Origin of the sequence: Paenibacillus sp. N3.4, from assembly GCF_008017805.1 — a bacterium.
GTDB lineage: Bacteria > Bacillota > Bacilli > Paenibacillales > NBRC-103111 > Paenibacillus_E.
In genome coordinates, this window is the sequence record NZ_VRTT01000005.1 from 126,354 (window position 1) to 145,186 (window position 18,833).

Genomic DNA, 18,833 nt, shown 5'->3' on the forward strand with positions numbered 1-18,833 from the left:
AACAACGGAGGAAAAAGAAGATGAGAGAAATGGTTGACGGAGTATGGCCTACGATGATCACCCCCTTCACAGAGTCCGGGAAAATCGATTATTCGGGTCTCGAACGATTGATTGCGTGGTATCTCGACCATGGGGTTGACGGCCTTTTTACAGTTTGCCAATCAAGCGAAATGTTTTTTCTCAGTTTGGAGGAGCGAGTTGAGATGGCCCGGTTTGTCAAGGAGAAGGTTGAAGGGAAAATTCCCGTCATTGCCTCAGGTCACATCTCGGATGATCTGACACGCCAAATCGATGAGATCGAGCGCATCGCCTCCACGGGGATCGATTCTTTTGTTTTGGTGACTAACCGCCTTGCCAAACCGGAAGAGCCGGATGCGGTTTGGATTCGTCATGCACAAATGCTGTTGGAAAGGCTGCCTAATATTCGTTTCGGACTATACGAATGTCCATACCCATACAAGCGGTTGTTAAACCCGGAGGTTTTGAGTTGGTGCGCTTCGACGAACCGTTTCTATTTCCTGAAAGATACCTCCTGCAGCCTAACCGATATCCGTGCGAAGATGGAAGTGGTTCAAGGCAGTCAGTTAAAAATATATAACGCTAATTCCGCCACTTTGCTTGAATCTTTGAAAATGGGGGTTGCGGGGTTCAGCGGCATAATGGGTAATTTTCATCCTGATCTCTATGTGTGGCTAACAAAAAACTGGAGGCGCGAGCCGCAGAAGGCGGAATGGGTTCAATCTTTTCTTAGTACGGCCGCATTGATCGGATTACAGCAGTACCCTGTTAACGCGAAATACCATTTGCAGCGAATGGGGATGCCTATTTCTCTGGTTAGCCGCTGTCAGGAATATAGTTCCTTAACTGCCGTAGAAAGGCTGGAAGTGGAAAACTTGAATTTGCTTTGCAGCTTGCTCAGGGAGCAATGGTCATTATGATCGGGTTAGAAACCTCATCCCAGCCTCTCTTCATGCACCAAAAGTATGCAATACACCAAAGGACCTGAGGCGCAGCCTCAGGTTTTTTCTTACTTAAGATCTTATAAGAAATTCTTAAAATTACAGAAAACAAACCAAAATTGACATGCTATTATAAAAATAAATAAATGATGAGGTGATGATATGCAAATGAAATTGGCAGCGGAAGCCATTCCCCTCCTCCAAAAGTGGAAATCTTTGATTAGAACGATACGAAAATATAAAGTGATGTATGCTCTTTTATTCCCAGCATTAGTTTACTTTGCCGTATTCAAATACATTCCTATGGCGGGAATCATTATTGCTTTTAAAAACTACAACCTGGCTTTGGGACTATGGGACAGCCCGTGGGTGGGATTGAAAAATTTTAAAGATTTTATTAACGGCGTTTATTTCTGGGACATCATGAGAAATACGATTATCATATCGCTGTATAAGTTATTATTCGGTTTCTCCGCTCCCATCGTACTAGCTTTGCTTCTCAATGAAGTGTATACCCAATGGTTTAAGAAAATCGTACAAACGATCACTTATTTGCCCCATTTTCTGTCATGGGTCATTGTTTATGGACTGATGGTGGCCTTATTAGCCCCAGGAGATGGCCTTTTTAATATGATTTTGAAGGAAAATGGTGTTCAGCCGATCTCCTTTCTAACGGAACCCGCCTGGGGCAGACTGCTGATCATCTTATCTGAAATTTGGAAGGATATTGGATGGGGAGCGATATTGTACCTTGCCGCATTAGCAGGAATCGATCCAAGCTTATACGAAGCGGCTCGGATTGATGGCGCTTCCAAGGGGAGACAGCTATGGCATGTCACATTACCCGGCATTCGTGGAGTCATTATTCTAATGCTGATTCTTAAATTAAGCCATATTCTGGATGCTGGATTTGACCAAATATTCATGTTTGCCAACAGCTTTAACCAGGAGAAGATCGACATTATCGACACATGGGTATACCGTGAAGGGTTGGAGCGTCTTAAGATTGGTTTGGCTACTGCTGTGGGATTGTTTAAAGCTGTCATCGGATTTGTGTTAGTTTTGGCTGCGAACAAGCTAGCCAAGAAATTCGATGGGCAAATTTGGTGAGGTGGTTTTCAAAATGATCAACTTGACAATCGGGGAAAAAGTATGGCAAGCAGTCGTTTATATGATTCTTATTTTGCTAGCCCTAATTTGCTTACTTCCCTTTCTATATGTAGTTGCTGTTTCCGTGACGCCAGAATCGGAAGTGTTAAGAAAAGGAATTGTAATTATACCAGAATCCTTTACTTTTAGAGCCTATAAAGAAGTATTCGTTTCTCATGGTATTGGGCAGGCGTATAAAATTACGTTGTTTCGAACGATTGTAGGCACAGCGCTAAATGTGTTTTTTACAATAATAGCGGCTTATCCGTTATCCAAAAAATATTTGCCGGGACGCAAATCATTTTTACTATTCATTGTTTTTACCATGATGTTTAGCGGAGGATTAATTCCGTCGTATTTGTTAATCCGCTCTCTGGGATTGCTAAACAGTCCGTGGGTATTGATTATTCCGCATCTCATTAGTGCATTTAATCTGGTGATCATTAAAGGCTTTTTCGAGCAATTGCCTGCTGAAATCGAGGAATCGGCGAGAGTAGACGGTGCAAGTGAGCTTCAGTCGTTATGGCGGATCATTTTGCCCCTGTCCATGCCCGTCCTTGCCACGATTTCCCTATTTTACGCAGTGGGGCATTGGAACAGTTATTTCGATGCAGTTGTTTACTTGAATGATTCGAACTTAATGCCGCTTCAAGTGGTCTTGCGCAACATTCTGCTTAACGCCGCGACGCAAAGCGCTGATTCGATTGCCAGTACCGGAATGGTTAGTAAGTTCGCTGTGCAAATGGCTGCTGTAGTCGTGACTACGGTTCCGATTTTGATCGTTTACCCATTTATGCAAAAGCATTTTACAAAAGGTATGCTCATGGGATCAATTAAAGGTTAATAAGGCAATTCCTACCTAGGTTGTTACGGGAAAACCGTGATAATATATAAACAAGCAAAAGGAGAGGTCAATATGCAACGTAAAAAGATTTCATTAACTATTCTGACAGCAATGGTAGGCCTGGGAACGCTATTGTCGGCATGTGGGAACCAAGATGAAGTGAAGCCGGCAGCTTCAAGCAGCCCTAAATCCGAGGCTAACAAGTTTGCGAACAAAATGAAAATCACGATGTTTAACCAAGGTACTTTCAACGCTGCTGCTCCGATTCCTCCTCGTGAAGAAGATGTCCAACGCCAAATGTTAGAGAAGGCGGTAAATATCGAACTGGATATGATGATTCCCCAAGGGGGGCAAGCAACGACCAAATTGAATACGCTCATTGCAGGTGGAGATATTCCAGATATGATCTTCTTGAAGAGCAGGGCTGATCTCGCGCAATATTATGACCAAGGCGTTCTTGCAGACTTGACGCCGTATCTGGATCAATTTCCCGAATTGAAAAAGCGTTTCGGTAAAGACTCCTGGGATGCGATGACCTATCAAGGAAAAACAATAGGAGTTCCAGGTTATGATAATGTAAATGGTGTAAGAAGCCTTTTCCTCCGAAATGATTGGCTGAAAAAGTTGAATATGAAAGTGCCGACAAACCCTGACGAGCTGTTCGAAGTGATGAAAGCCTTTACGGAGAAAGACCCGGACGGCAACGGCAAGAACGATACGTATGGCTTCATTGGCGGTATGAATAAAGAGGGCACTTTGCAAACCTACGGGTTCGATTATTTAATGAATATGTTTGGTGTCAATCCACCTGCAGCTATTGAAGTGAAAGACAATAAACCAGTGTTCCTGTTTACCGATCCCAAAATGAAGGAGGCGTTGGCTTATATCAATAAAATGATGACAGCCAAAGTTGTGGACCCAGACTGGGTGACGATGAATACGCCCGATTTGTTGGATCAAAAGTTATATAAGGGTAAAGTCGGCTTCATGATCAGAGATGCCCGTAGCTGGAACCGGATGCCCAACAGAAAATGAAAGAAATCGGCGGAGAGGTACCGGAATGGATCGTCATTCCTCCAATGAAAGGGCCTTACGGCGATCAAATATTGGAGAGAAAATCGTTCCAAGTCAATTCATGGGCCATTTCCAAGAAAGCGGACAAGGACAAAATCATTCGGATCTTGTCTATGCTGGAATATCTCTTTACGGACAAAGAAGCATACCCGTATTTCGCATACGGACTTAAAGGGATTCATTGGGATCTGGTGGACGGCAAGGTCAAAAACAAAACCCCCGAGTTATCGAAGGATATGAGAGAAAAGTACCAGTGGGTCGAACATTATAAAATGGCGCGTCGTGGCGATGATGCCGAGTATTTCAGCTTCCAGAATCCAAAGACGGCAGAAGCTTTTAATGACAACCAGAAATATGTGGCGCCTACTTTGCCTGGGAATTTATTGACTACAGACCCGAGCGATACATTGGCAGCTGACCGCCAACGTTTCATTAATGAAAGCTTGGTCAAATTTATGACGGGCAAAGACCCTCTTTCCAACTGGGATAATTTCCTTAAAACGTTGGATACCAAGTTTGACATGCAGAAATATAAGGATACAGCAGTTAAACAATTTAAAGAAGCAGGCCTAATCAAGTAATAGACGAAGAGAGTGGCGATAAATAGCCCCTCTCTTTGTTGTCCTATGCTATGCTTAGTTTAATACAGATGTAAAAGGAAGATGACCGATGCGAAGAAGAATCAGCTTGCCAATAAAACTATTTTTGATCGTGTTCGCGTTTGTATTAAGCTGCATCATCTTGATAAGCCAATTGTCCTATCGCTATGTCCAAAAGGAAATAAGAACGAACGACATTTATTTCACGAACCAAATACTGGCCAAGGTCGACCAGTATTTGACGGTTAATTTTTCGTCTTTTCAAACGATCTTGTTCTCATTCGAAACTTCAGTGAAAGCAAACATGAACAATCCGGAAGTGATAAAGAAGCAATTAAGGGAACTATATGAGCTCAATAGTAATTACGTCAGTAACATTTACCTGATTAAGGATGATTTATCCATCATTGGCGGCAGTACGCCTACACGAATTTTTGATGAACCTCTGCCTGATCGATTACCTATGTTTGCTGAGGCAAGCAAGAATAGATTAACTACGATTGTGAGTGAGCCTTATCAATCCAAGTATTCCGGTTGGACGGTTACGATGGTCCGATATCTGAATGGTTCGTCGAATCCTATGGCCATTGCTGTAGATTTGGACCTTAAAGCGATTGAGGACACCTTATTCAAGATTAATAAACAAGAGCACATGAATCTGGCGCTTATTACAGCTTCCGGTAAAATCATTGCCGGGTTTTCGGGAAATGTAGGACCCCTGGATGTGCAGGACCGTACTTTTTCAATCGGGGAAACGTCGGCGGAACAAATTCTTGATACTACGGGAACAAGCCTTCAACTGCATACCAAGGATGGCATGCCGGTCTCCATTCTGAAGAAATCGACGGAGAAATTCAATTGGTCCATCATCTCGATCAACGATGAATCTCGCTTGGAAGCTGCGTTGTCCAGACTGGAAACCTATTATATCGGGCTTCTAGCCGCAGGTCTTCTATTAAGTTTGTTCATTTCCTTTTTTATTGCCAAATATATAAGGAATCCGCTCTATGCGCTCAAAACAAAAATGAAGCGGGTAGAGCAAGGCGACCTGACAACGACAATGACGATTAACCGAAATGATGAATTCGGCGACCTTTCCCGAGCCTTCGACCGTATGCTGCAGCAAATTGTGGAACTGATTCGGCGAGCAGAGCTTCATAATGAACTTGAGCGGAAGTTGGAAATCCAAGTGCTGCAGTCTCAAATAAACCCCCATTTTCTATATAATACGCTTGGTTCTATCAGCAATGTCATACGCCTCGGACAAATAGAGAAAGTAGATGTGGTGATCGGGTCTCTCATTTCATTATTGGAATACGGGATCGCCGACGCTTCAGAGAAGGTTTCACTGCGTCAGGAATTGCAAAATGTAGCGGACTATATCGCGATCCAGAACATCCGTTATAACAGGCACTTCCATTTGATTGAGAATATCGAAGATGGGTTAGTGGATTTCCCCGTATTTCGAATGCTGCTGCAGCCCATTGTGGAGAATAGTATCTTCCATGGCTATAACGGAGGGGGAATCGAAGGTTCGATTACTATTCATGCGTACAGGGAGGGCGGCATCGTCATGATCGAAGTCATTGATCAAGGCGAGGGAATTCCATCGGATCAAATAACGCATATTTTAACGGCAGAACCCAGTGATCTGGAAGTGAAAAGGAAAAGAATCGGCTTAAATAATATTCATGGTCGAATAAGACTTCACTATGGGGAGCAGTTCGGGCTCCAAATCATAAGCATACCGAAGGAAATAACCCGTGTCCGCGCCGTATTCCCGGTAGGTTCGTTTAAAGGAGATGCATGATGGTGAGAGACTACACGTGCTTCATCGTTGACGATGAAGATCTAATTATTCAACGATTGGAACTATATTTTAGCGAGCTCTCCCATAAGGAAAGGCGATTCCAGTTAGTGGGAAAAGCGAATAATGGGCAGAAGGGGATCGAGGAGATCTTAAAGCTAAAGCCAGATATCGTTATATCTGATATCGTCATGCCGCGAATGGATGGGATTTCCATGATTGAGCAGTTAAAGCCGGAGCTGCCCCATACCCAATACATTCTTTTGACCGCCTATTCGTCTTTTGAATACGCACAGCGAGCTATTCATGCCAACGTATTGGAGTACATTGTTAAGGTTCCGCTCAGGGAAGCGGATTTGGATCGAGCTTTGGATAAGGCAGCCGGAATTCTGGATGAGGTTAAGAAAAAAGAAGAGGAATTGCAATCTTTAAACGTATCCGTTCTTGAAAATAAATATAGAGTCCGCAAGCAATTTTTTAACGAGCTGATCAGAGGCGAAATACCAACTCATCGGGCATCGGATTTCGCTAATCGCATGCAGTTCCATTTCTTTCAAGCCAACTATTGCTGCTTTATTGTTGAAATGAATCTGTATGAAAGTTTCCTAAATGAATATTCAGCGGTTGACCAAAACATCTTGAAATATGCGATTACGAATGTAATCGAAGAAACGGTGATGAATTGTGGCAGGGGTGTAGCTACGGATCTCTCCGATAATCGTTTTATTGGCTTTCTTTCCTGGGAAAATAATCGCAGTGAGATGGATACGGAATATGCTTGCCAGACATTGGGGAGTCAGATCGTCTCCCATTTGCATCAATATTTGAATCAAAGGGTATCCGTCGCTTTTGGCGGTCCGCACCGAGGCTGGGAATCCATCAAACAAGCTTACACGGAAGCTAATAATGTGAGTGAGGATTTCTATTATCATACAGAGAAAGTAGTGAAAACACCCTCGCATCGGTTCCAATACCGTAATGACAGAAAGGAGGACTTTCGGCAGAAGCTGACTGATTTTCTTGCCTGGCTGCAAAGAAAGGTCTCCAAGGAAGAGCTGGAGAAAGAATTTGCTGCTTTAAACCAATTTGCTACAGATCATAAAATCCATAAGTCCATCATGGCACCTATGCTTCGAGACTTGTACAGAGACATTACTGCGAAATTTAAATCAGGGAATACGTTGACCACAGATGTAGCAGAGTTTCCCATTGAATTCATGGCATTTCGGGAGCAGCTTGCCTATATTGGCGACTTCACATTCGAATACGTACACGCTGGCCAACTTTTACATCGTACAGAAATCATGAGTGCCATGCGGTTTATAGAGAAAAACCTGAAACAGCGTTTAACGTTGGAGGCTATTGCCGAGGATGTGAATTTAGCTCCATCGTATTTTAGCAGTCTATTCAAAAAAACAATGAACGAAGGCGTTATCAGCTACATCAATCGCAAAAAAATTCAATTGGCTCTTGAGCTGTTAAACGTTCAGGATTATTCTTTATTGGAATTGTGCGAGGAAGTAGGGATTGTGAATGAAGGGTATTTTTGTAAATTATTTAAAGAATATACAGGTGATACACCCAAGCAATATCGGATAAAAATGACGCGCTATGAATCCAAATAAGGTTGCAAAAAAATGTATGAATTTTTCTCGAAATCATGTAAAAAATCGGGGATCAAAAGGACTACCATGATACATGTATCTAATCATGGAGGTTATCACAATGGAGCTTATTAAAGCGGATGTAACGGTCGTAGGCGGAGGTATTGCGGGGCTATGCGCAGCCATTGCTGCCGCACGTCAAGGGCTGCAAGTTTCACTCATTAATGATCGATCGGTTCTTGGGGGGAATGCCAGCAGCGAGGTCAGGGTTCATATCAACGGGTCGGCCTATCTTGGAAACAGTCCATCCTATTATGCGCGCGAGGGCGGGTTGGTGGAAGAACTCAAGCTGAAGATTTTCCACTATAATCCGTTATATAACAAGAAGCTTATGCTTTCGCTTTCGGATATGGTCTTGTTGGATATGGTCTACGATGAACCTAACATTTCTCTATTTCTGAATACATGCGTGCATGAAACGGGAATGGAGAACGGCAGAATCAAATGGGTGGAGGGCCTTCAATTGGCTTCCGAAAGGAAATTCCGTTTTGAAAGCCGAACCTACATTGATTGCTCCGGAGACGGGGTTGTCGGATATCAGGCAGGTGCTCTCTTCCGATGGGGGAGAGAAGCGAAGCATGAATACAAGGAAGACTTGGCTCCCGAAGTAGCGGATCATTACACCATGGGAGACACGATCCTGTTTCAAGCCCGTGACGTAGAATATTCTGTTCCGTACAAGCGGCCTGGCTTTGCGTATGATATTACGAAGTTGGCCTTCTTTGATAGTATCAGAAAAGGCTTGAACCATCGGGCTTTTCCAAGAAAAATCAACGGGCTTGGCGGATTGTGGTGGCTGGAATACGGCGGGCATATGGATGTTATCAAAAACAATGAAGACATCGCATTGGAGCTGCGGAAATTGGTTTACGGGATTTGGGATTATATCAAAAATAGCGGCGAATTTGATAATGTGGACAATCTCATTTTGGATTATGTATGCCCGATTCCAGGAAAACGGGAGTCGAGGCGGTTTATTGGGAATCACATGTTGTCTCAGAACGATCTCACCGCAAAGCCGCATTTCGAAGATGCTGTATCTGTTGGGGGATGGTATATGGATTTACATGCTGCAAAGGGCATCTATGATGAGGGGCCGGCTACAGCATGGAATTTCGTGCCTGGATTGTACAATATTCCGTTCCGCAGTTTATTTTCCAAGAATATTCCTAATCTCATGTTCGCTGGTCGCAATATAAGTGCTACCCATGTTGCTTTCGGTTCTACCAGAGTAATGGCAACCTGCGGTTGTATGGGGCAGGCGGTTGGAACGGCTGCTTCGTTATGCTTGAAATATGAGGTAGACCCCGCAGCCATAGTCGAAGCTCATATGGGGGAGCTGCAGGCGCTGCTGCTTCGAGACGGACAAACGATTGTAGGGCTTCAAGAGGAATTGGATCCTTACTTCGCTGAAGGATTAAAAATTTGTGCCTCGTCTCAGCGCAGTTATGACAATCTTCATCCAACCGAAGCGATTCCCTTGGAGAAAGGGTTATGTTTGGCCTTGCCGATTGAGACGTCCGTGGCAGAAAGCGTACGGATCAAAATAAAAAATGTTTCCGAGCATTCGGAAACTCTGCATGTGAAGCTGTTTGGCGGGGAACGGAAGGAAAACTACATTCCCACCAGCGAGTTGAAAGAGTACCGCTTGGCTATTGCAGCCGGTCATGACGACTGGATTACGCTGGACTTGAGCTGCGAGAAGCCGGCGGACGACAAAATTTATATCGTACTGGAAGGTACAGCTAGCATAGCCGTATACGGCAATGAAGAGAAAATGACAGGAGCGGTCAGCTTCCATTATAGGCCGGAAGTGCCGTCCAGGCTAAAGAAATTCAATAAGAGCATTTGCTTTAAGGACCTGCTGCCATCCCAGAATATGTATAATCCCGAGAATGTCGTCAACGGCTACTCCAGGCCCTATGGTCTGCCGAACGGCTGGATTTCCGAACGTACGGAAGGACAGGAATGGTTGGAATTCTGTTTTGCAAGCCCCAAAAATCTGGACGAAATCCATCTTGTTTTCAATTCACAGCTGGATTTGGAGCATTTCGACGATCCGATCGAGCCCCTTATCCAAGATTATGATGTGACCTTGACCTTAGAAGACGGAACCGAAAGGGAAATCATAATCCGTGACAATTATCTCACGTTGAATAAACATAAGGTGGATGCGAAAGGTGTAACCCGAATTCGGATTAACTTCTGCGCAACTTACGGTTCGCCTTATCATGAAGTGTTTGCTGTAAAATTGTTTGCTCCTACAACGATAAGTGAGGTCAGGTGAAGTAGCGATGAAGGAATTATTCCCTCGAAGAGGGTTGCCTAATGTAATTCAGAAGTTGGAAAATGGGGAAACCGTGACAATCGTCTATTTTGGCGGCAGTAATACGCGTTCTGAAGGATACAGGGTCATGACGGCGGAATGGCTTCGTGAGCAATATCCCAAAGCGGATATCCGCTGTGTGAATGCAGGCATTGACGGAACGGGATCGGATTTGGGCTGCGCCCGTTTGGAGACGGACGTGCTGCGTCATCAGCCTGATCTAGTGTTTGTTGAATTTGTCGGTAACGATGGCGGAGTACCTGAGTCCAAGGCGCGGATCGAAGGGATCGTCCGTCAAATCCGCAAGCGGAGCCGGTTTACCGATATCCTGTTCGTTTACACGCTGAAGGAGCGGGATGTGGCCTTATTTCAGTTTGGGGTATACCAGAAAGGGGCTCTTATGCAAGAGGAAGTGGCCGATTATTACGGTATTCCTTCGATTCATCTAGGCGTAGCGGTCAGTCATTTGGTATCGGAGGGAAAGCTCATTTTTACCTCAGGGGCAGACAAGTCCATTTCCGGAGCCATTGTTTTTACGCATGATTCGATCCATCCGACAATTCCCGAAGGACACCAGATTTACACAGATACGATCACTCGGTCGTTTAAGAAAATTAGCGAACTTCGCAGTCACTTGGGAAGGGTCGAACATAACTTGCCTCAGGCCCATTTGGTTCCGGCAAATCCATGGGAGTACGCGACTATGCTGCCGCTGGATGGCCATACCCATTTATCGGCAGGATGGTCATACGTGACTCCCGATGATTCAGATTTGGCCCGCAAGTACGATTGGTTGTTCCCCGGCCTATGGCGAGCGGTCGATCCAGGGGAGGCTGTCACGGTGGAGTTCGAAGGCACACAGATCGGGCTGTTCGATATCGGGGGGCCTGATTCCGGCAGATTGAAGGTGACGGTGGATGACGGGGATCCCTTCGTTGTGGATCGATTCACGTCATATAACGATCATAATCGGAATCAGTATGTTTTCTTGCCGGAGCTCCCGAATGGGAAACATACGGTTCGCTTCGAAGTCGATACCGAGAAGACAGACAAAGCGGCCGTGTTTGAGGCATGCGGCAATGAACGAAGTTTGGAGCATGTACGGCAGCATCCGGATTGGTACAATCAAACGGTGATCCAGCTTGGGAAGTTGTTGTTGGTGCAGCCGCCATTATCATAGTTAAAATCGGCTTTGTTCCCATTGTAAGACCTACAACGTATCTGACTGCAGTGGAGCGGTCCAATACGACGTAGGTTTCTTTTTTGACATAAAATCTTATAAGAAATTCTTGAAATTAAAGAAATTTTACGGTTATATGACATGCTACGATAACAAAGACGGAGGGGGGATTAGCCAGTAGGAAACGGATAATTGCTTCTTTGCGATCATTCGAACAAAGGAGGGTATTATTATTATTTATTGAAAGCGCTGTCAAAATATGGAGAGGATGTGAGTTGTATGATAAAAAGGAAGCTGTTTTTCTTAATCGTTCTCATCATGACGATGATAGTTCCTTTAAGCCTATTCGGAATAAGGACCGCTAATGCGGAGTCCTTACCGTATAAGACGATCATCATCGATGACGGGAGCATTACGATCGATGGGGTTGTGACCCCAGATGCGGATAACGTGAATAACGGATATTCGGCTCCCAATTGGACCACAAGTACCGGGGTGAAGGGGTATAATAATTCCAGTTCCCAATATACGAGTACAGCAGGCAGAACCATATCGTGGAATCCACGTTTGGCAGCAGGAACGGCGAGAATATCGTTCTACAAGCTTAACTGGGAGGACAAAGCGGATAGCAATGTAAAAATAGAAATCGCTCATAATGGAACGACGGATGTACGATTTATGGATCTGAGGCCTTCATTCGGGGCGCCTGCGGGATGGGTAGATTTGGGAGAGTACTATTTCTCCGGGATCGGTGAAGAATTCGTTAAATTGACCCGAACTGCCAGCTCCACCAGCACCATACTTACGCGCGCTGATGCCGTCAAATTCGAAGGAAATATCAAGCAAAAAGAGCCTCATAAGACGATCATCATCGATGACGGGAGCATCACGATCGATGGAGTCGTCACCTTGGATGCCGATAACCAGAATAATGGGTACTCGGCTCCGAATTGGAGCACAAGTACGGGAGTGAAGGGATACAATAATTCTAGTTCCAAATATACGGATGCTGTGGGGAGAAGCATCACATGGAATCCGCGGTTGGAAGCAGGAACGGCGAGAATATCGTTCTACAAGCTTAATTGGGCGGATAAAGCAGATAGTAATGTAAAAATCGAAATTGTTCATAATGGGATTACGGATGTCATGTTTATGGATCTCAGGCCCTCTTCGGGCCCATCTGTCGGATGGGTAGATTTGGGGGAGTATTATTTCAGTGGTAATGATACCGAATTTGTCAGGCTGACTCGAACGCAACCTACGACGGGCACCATCATTACTCGTGCAGATGCGGTCAAGTTCGAAGGAAATATCCGGCAGCAAGCTCCGCCGTTGCCTCCGCTGCGCAGCCGCACATTGGCGAATCTTAGTTATACGGAAAAAGGCAGCATCGAAAACGCAAAATATAAGGCGACTTTCTATGAAGCTACTTGGGATGGAGGCAAATCCATCGTTCGTGATCTGTTCTACAAGGACACGGTTACGGGGAACTGGGTGCCAATCAATAATGTGGCGGAAAGACTTGAAGAACAATGGGTCTTATTGGATGGGAATGCGGGGAGTCGAACCAATTACTACGATACGATGAACAAACGCTGGATTACTTTCGACGGGATCAATTTCCCTGATAGCCATACTGCAGTATTAACCGATTCTTTGCATGGAAGCGATTACGATTTACAAGTGAACTGGTCCATGTCAGGGGATAAACCGGATGTTTCCTTCGCCTTTACACCTCGCCGGGATGGCAATTATGTGATCGGCTATCAGTCTTTCACAACAGAACTAATCACTGGCATCAATGAAGTGTTGAATGGTTTCAGGTCGCATGCAAAAATGGTAGGTTCTGTGGAATCAACAAGCTTAAGGGAACTGACCGCTCCGATGAGTCTGGTTGAAAAGAATGACGGCGCGGGGAACGCTTTGACGTATGGCCTATTTATACCGTCGGAAGAGCTTCCGGTCGAATTTGAACCGACGGGAGGCGTTACGAAACAACGGCTGGGCATGAGTCTTGTCAACAATGAAGGCAGCGTGCAGCCGACTCTTTATGCTCCTCAGCTAGGGACTTATTCGCAAATGACCGCGGAAAGCACGTATCAGTTTCATATGGGGTTAATTGCTCAAAGCAGCAGTCTGTATGAGACCTACCGGGATATTCTCCGCAGTGAATACGGTTATTCGGCATACCGGGAAAATGTTGCTGATCAGTCGCTTACGGATGCGATGTTCAATATGATCGATCTGCTCAAGATTGAGCCTCAGGGTGACGACTCTGTTCATTATGTTCCGTCGCCCAGCGGGTGGTGGAACCGAGCCAAGGGCTTCATTGACATCGAGAACGAGGATAGCGTTCGAACAACATCGAATGCGGTTCTTCTGGGGGCTTACTACTTGACCGGAGACGACCAGCTTTACGATACGAGGGCGCTGCCGTCCATCCAGTACGGTGTATCGCGAAATGGTATCGGTTGGTCGCCGACGCAGAAGCCCGTGTACGGCGTGCCGTCGTTATGGAAAATGGCAACCTTGCCGTTCGATGTTTCAAGCGTAGCTGCTGTCAATCAAATGATGGGCACTTCGGCTGGAATTCAAGCGCTAGGGCAGCAAGAGTACCTTGTGCGCAATCCTGATCAGAAAGATCGGGGTCCTGTCATTCAGCCCCTGATGATGTATCGTATGACGGGGGATGCGCAGTATTTACAGGCTGCCAAGGATGCAGCCGACAGCTATATCATTCAAAATATTGATACCCCGGAATCCGTGAATGTGAGTAAAAATGAGTTTATTTATTATTATAGCAAGCTATGGATGGAGATCTTGGAGCTTTACGAGGAAACGAAAGATCCCAAATACTTGAATGCCGCGTACAAGGAAGCCAAACAGTACGCTACCATGTTCGTTGCTCGTCCGGTTCCCGGAGGCACCGTTACGATTCCGCAGCCGGAGACGTATAATTACGCGGAGTCATTCCATTGGCCGGCAAGCGGTAAATACGATTATCCTAGGAGCAAGCTCCCTGAAGACGTAGCCGGGGGCGTACAAGCAGACAGTTGGCTTGTTTCACCCAACGGGTTGACGTTTGAAGCAGGAAGTACAACTGGCTATTATCGGATGAATGCGCAGGAGGCTCCATTCATGTTGAGATTGTCGCTCTACACAGGCGACAAACTGCTGCAGGATATCGCTCATAATGCGGTCATCGGACGATATTCCAGCTATCCAGGTTATTACTATAAGGGCTTCGCCGTTAGTCAACTTGAACCGGATTTTCCTCTGGAAGGTCCAAGTGGGGCTACATCCATCTATTATCACCATATGCCAGCGCAGCTCGGGCAAACGATGGATTATCTGATTAGCGAACAATCGCTGAAATCGAATGGGAGTATTACATTCCCTTCCGTATTCGAAACTAATTTTTTGTGGTTCAAATATCACCTCTATGGGAATAAACCAGGTCGGTTCTACGGCAATTCGAACGTTTGGCTCTGGATGCCCAAAGGGATTATCCAGACCAACCATCCGCAATTGAATTGGATAACAGGGGAGAGCGGAAATAAGTTCTACATCGGATTAAGTAACGAATCAACTGCTGAAGTACAGACTCCGATCAAATTGAATGCGCAAATCATTGGGTTCGACCCGGAACAAAATTATACCGTAACTATCATCCGCGATAATGGCATACCAGAGCAAGCGGTTATGAGTGGTGGAATCATTCAGGCCAAGGTTTCAAGCAAGGGAATAACAGCTATCATTGTGGAGGGACTAGACATTGATGTGCCGCTGCACCAGGTTAGAACGGCCGATACATCGGATGCAAGCTATTTCTTCGATGTTCACAGTCCAATAGATGCTGTTAAAGGCATGCTAATCGTCAAGCCCGACGAAACGTCCTACGATGCTTACGTGGAGGCAAAAACGACGAAACCAGCGACGATCCATTACTCCTTGGATGGAGGAGCCACGTACACGACCGTTCCAGATACGATCTATCCGATGGAATGGTCGATACGGGTAAACGACTTGTCCCAAACGTTCACCTATTATGTGGAATCGGACGGAAAGCAGACCCGTAAACGGACGCTATACCTGTCTGATCGGGTAGCTGTTCCTCCGATTCAACCGGAATGGCAGCCTGGATCATCCATCATTGTGGATAATACGGAGGCGGAGACAGAAGGCGTCTGGATACGCGATACTACGGCTAATAACTATTATTACGATAACTATGTATATGCGAAATCAACTGCCGGCACAGCGACAAGCAGGATTCTCTGGCGGCCGGAGCTGCCGGAAAGCGTAACTTATAGCGTGTATTACAAGATTCCTCAAATAACGGCGACGAGCGAAAATTGGTCCACAAATGCCTCTTTTACCGTTTATTATAGCGGGGGCTCTCAGACGGTTACGGTTGATGAGACAATGTCCAACGGGACGTGGGTGTTCCTGGGAGCCTTTCCTTTTACATCAGGCCATAGCGGGTATGTCGAATTAACCAATAAGGCCAACAAATCACGGGTAGTTGCCGATGCTGTCATGTGGGTGAACCCTAATAGAATGCCGCAATTGGAGTCGGTGGCTATCATGTCGGATCGGGGAGATCTGCAGATGACTCAAGCCGCTCAGTTGAGCGTAACCGGCTATTTGGATAATGGCGTGATCGGTGATCTGGGACTTGCAGACGTGCAGTATTTTGTCAACAGAACCGATCTGGCTCAGGTGGACAGCAACGGTGTCTTGACCCTTCAAAGCCTCGATGGGGAAACGGATCACATCGAGGTATGGGCCACTGTAACGATTGATGGAGTGACCTTAACAACACCGCCTATGACAATAATCATCAGGGACCTGACGGTTATTGTCGACAGCACGAATACGACCGGGTTATACGCTACGGAAGGGTCATGGAGCCAAAGCAATTTAGCCGGATACAAAATTGGTGTTAAGTCCCGTTACTCTACGGTCCAAGGATCATCGGCGTCATGGAAGGCCCATTTCCCAGAGGGAAGGTATACCGTCTCCATTTACAAGATCGTACACACTACGGCAAACGATAATCATGTCAAAGTGGAAGTGAAGCATCAGTCGGTTACCGAGGTCACGTATATGGATGCGACAGCTGGCACGTCGGGTTGGGTTAATCTCGGAACGTTCGACTTTGCAGGAGACGGAAGCGAGTATGTTCGTTTAACAAGGGTGACCTCGACAACTGTAGATCCGCCAACCCTTCCTGCCGATATGATCTATACGAGGGCTGACGCAGTCAAGTTCGAACGGCATTCCGTCAGTCCGTAATTGTTTCTGTCGGCGGATACGAATAATAATTAGTAGGCCAACCAATTGATGTGACCTTTGCTGATGACGAGGCAGCGCAGTGCTATGGCTTCCACGACAAGAGTCCAACAAAAGGTGTTTTGGATAGGTATTTATTGCTAACGGAAAATGAATGCGGAGGAGTTTGCTTTGAGGCAACTCCTCTTTCTTTTGTTAAAGTAACAGGATAGTTTAAACAAGGCGTTCATCCGGTTACTTATATGATTTTCATATACACATCCAGCGATTTCTACAAGGGTTTATTAGGTATTTCAGGGTGAGAAAGGTGAGAAAATAACAATAAAGAATGATTTAGGTGCAAATTAGGGGGCATCATAATTCCGAATATGGAGCTCCTCTGTTATAATGAACTTTATAATAACTATGATACTTGAGGTGGCAGATGAAGGCGTATTTAGAATTACTAAATGACATTATGGAGCACGGGGTACAAAAAGAAGATAGGACAGGGACTGGGACACTTTCAGTCTTTGGACGCCAAATGCGAATAGATTTATCACAAGGTTTTCCACTGTTAACAACCAAAAAATTACATGTAAAATCTATTTTTCATGAGTTGCTTTGGTTTTTAAGTGGAAGTACAAATGTTCAATATTTACAAGAAAATGGTGTTTCAATATGGGACGAATGGGCAGACGATGAAGGTAATTTAGGCCGAGTTTATGGAGCACAGTGGAGAACTTGGATGGCTCCCAGCGGTCAAGCTATTGATCAAATATCAACCTTGATTACTCAAATTAAAAATAATCCCGATTCACGCAGACATTTAGTTAGTGCATGGAATGTTGCAGAGATTCAAAGTATGGCATTGCCGCCTTGTCATTATGCTTTTCAGTTTTATGTGGCAAATGGACGGTTATCATGCATGTTTCAAATGAGGTCTGTTGATACTTTTCTCGGTTTGCCATTTAATTTAGCTTCATATGCTCTATTAACTTACATGGTAGCACAACAGTGTGATTTGGAGGTTGGGGATCTGATTTGGACCGGTGGCGATGTGCACATTTATTTGAATCATATCGAACAAGTCAGGACGCAGCTTTCTAGAGAGTCATTCCCAATGCCTAAAATTGTAATTAAGCGGAAACCGGATTCGATCTTTGAATACCGTTTTGAAGACTTTGAAATCGTTGATTATCAGTCGCATCCTAGCATAAAGGCGCCAATTGCGATTTAATGGTACTATGACTTATGGTTTGTAACCCACATCCAACGATTAAAGCTCCTGTTGCTGTGTAACCACAACTGACAATGTTACGAAAGGAAGTGTGCTGTGAGTATCTCATTCATTTTTGCAATGGACCGTAACCGTGCGATCGGTGTGAACAATACACTGCCTTGGCATCTTCCTGCGGATTTGAAATTTTTTAAATCGATAACAATGGGGCACCCGATTTTGATGGGGCGAAAAACGTACGATTCAATTGGCAAACCGCTTCCTGGCCGACGGAATATCATTCTTACACAGAATAAAGAGTTTCATGCTGAGGGGTGTGAGATCATTCACTCGGTGCAAGAAGCTGTGGAAGCCTTTGTCGATCAAGAGCTGTTCGTCATTGGCGGGGCGGAAATCTTCCGCTTATTTACCTCAGAGGTGAATCGTATGTACATCACCTGGATTGATCATGACTTTGAAGCAGATACGTATTTCTCTGAAATGGACCTCTCTTCATGGACGTTAGTCTCCAGTGAGCAGGGAGAACAAAACGAGAAAAATCCTTATGTCTACTATTTCCGGATCTACGAGAAAAATGATGTTGGATAAGGCATAGAAAAAGGACTCTCCATTAATCTGGAGGCCACTGAAAAAGGTGCGCTTTTAATTTTCTGAAATAGATCTAAATTGATAATGGCGAATTTCCATTCAATCTGAATGAGAATTCGCCATTATTTA

The 18,833-nt window shown here is 45.0% G+C and carries 12 protein-coding genes; all 12 read left to right on the top strand.

Annotated features, from left to right (window positions below; translation table 11 throughout):
* Window positions 1-20 precede the first annotated feature (20 nt).
* The 12 genes from FU659_RS04900 (at window position 21) to FU659_RS04950 (ending at window position 18,704) form a co-directional block, all read left to right on the top strand.
* Window positions 21-938: a dihydrodipicolinate synthase family protein gene (locus tag FU659_RS04900; RefSeq protein ID WP_147946518.1), complete on the top strand. Its 918-nt coding sequence runs from the start codon at window positions 21-23 to the stop codon at window positions 936-938.
* Between the two features lie 183 nt (window positions 939-1,121).
* Window positions 1,122-2,069 (top strand): ABC transporter permease, encoded by a 948-nt coding sequence (locus FU659_RS04905; RefSeq protein WP_147946519.1) that lies wholly within the window; start codon window positions 1,122-1,124, stop codon window positions 2,067-2,069.
* Window positions 2,070-2,082: 13 nt separating this feature from the next.
* Window positions 2,083-2,952 (top strand): carbohydrate ABC transporter permease, encoded by an 870-nt coding sequence (locus FU659_RS04910; protein WP_147946520.1) that lies wholly within the window; start codon window positions 2,083-2,085, stop codon window positions 2,950-2,952.
* Between the two features lie 72 nt (window positions 2,953-3,024).
* A complete protein-coding gene (locus FU659_RS36825; RefSeq protein ID WP_261807616.1) occupies window positions 3,025-3,987 on the top strand; it encodes an extracellular solute-binding protein in 963 nt (320 codons plus the stop codon).
* Window positions 3,984-4,607: a type 2 periplasmic-binding domain-containing protein gene (locus FU659_RS36830; RefSeq protein WP_261807617.1), complete on the top strand. Its 624-nt coding sequence runs from the start codon at window positions 3,984-3,986 to the stop codon at window positions 4,605-4,607. The genes FU659_RS36825 and FU659_RS36830 overlap by 4 nt, the downstream gene beginning before the upstream one ends.
* Window positions 4,608-4,695: 88 nt before the next feature.
* Window positions 4,696-6,435 (top strand): sensor histidine kinase, encoded by a 1,740-nt coding sequence (locus tag FU659_RS04920; RefSeq protein WP_147946521.1) that lies wholly within the window; start codon window positions 4,696-4,698, stop codon window positions 6,433-6,435.
* Window positions 6,432-8,057, top strand: coding sequence for a response regulator transcription factor (locus FU659_RS04925; protein ID WP_261807618.1), 1,626 nt, complete (start codon window positions 6,432-6,434; stop codon window positions 8,055-8,057). The genes FU659_RS04920 and FU659_RS04925 overlap by 4 nt, the downstream gene beginning before the upstream one ends.
* Window positions 8,058-8,157: 100 nt before the next feature.
* Window positions 8,158-10,383, top strand: a complete 2,226-nt coding sequence (locus tag FU659_RS04930; protein WP_147946522.1) for an FAD-dependent oxidoreductase — start codon at window positions 8,158-8,160, stop codon at window positions 10,381-10,383.
* A gap of 7 nt (window positions 10,384-10,390) precedes the next feature.
* Window positions 10,391-11,602, top strand: a complete 1,212-nt coding sequence (locus FU659_RS04935; RefSeq protein WP_147946523.1) for an SGNH/GDSL hydrolase family protein — start codon at window positions 10,391-10,393, stop codon at window positions 11,600-11,602.
* 279 nt (window positions 11,603-11,881) lie between these two features.
* Window positions 11,882-16,900 (top strand): golvesin C-terminal-like domain-containing protein, encoded by a 5,019-nt coding sequence (locus FU659_RS04940; protein WP_147946524.1) that lies wholly within the window; start codon window positions 11,882-11,884, stop codon window positions 16,898-16,900.
* Between the two features lie 421 nt (window positions 16,901-17,321).
* Window positions 17,322-18,116 (top strand): thymidylate synthase, encoded by a 795-nt coding sequence (thyA, locus tag FU659_RS04945; RefSeq protein WP_147946525.1) that lies wholly within the window; start codon window positions 17,322-17,324, stop codon window positions 18,114-18,116.
* Window positions 18,117-18,212: 96 nt separating this feature from the next.
* Window positions 18,213-18,704, top strand: a complete 492-nt coding sequence (locus FU659_RS04950) for a dihydrofolate reductase (protein ID WP_147946526.1) — start codon at window positions 18,213-18,215, stop codon at window positions 18,702-18,704.
* Window positions 18,705-18,833: the final 129 nt, after the last annotated feature.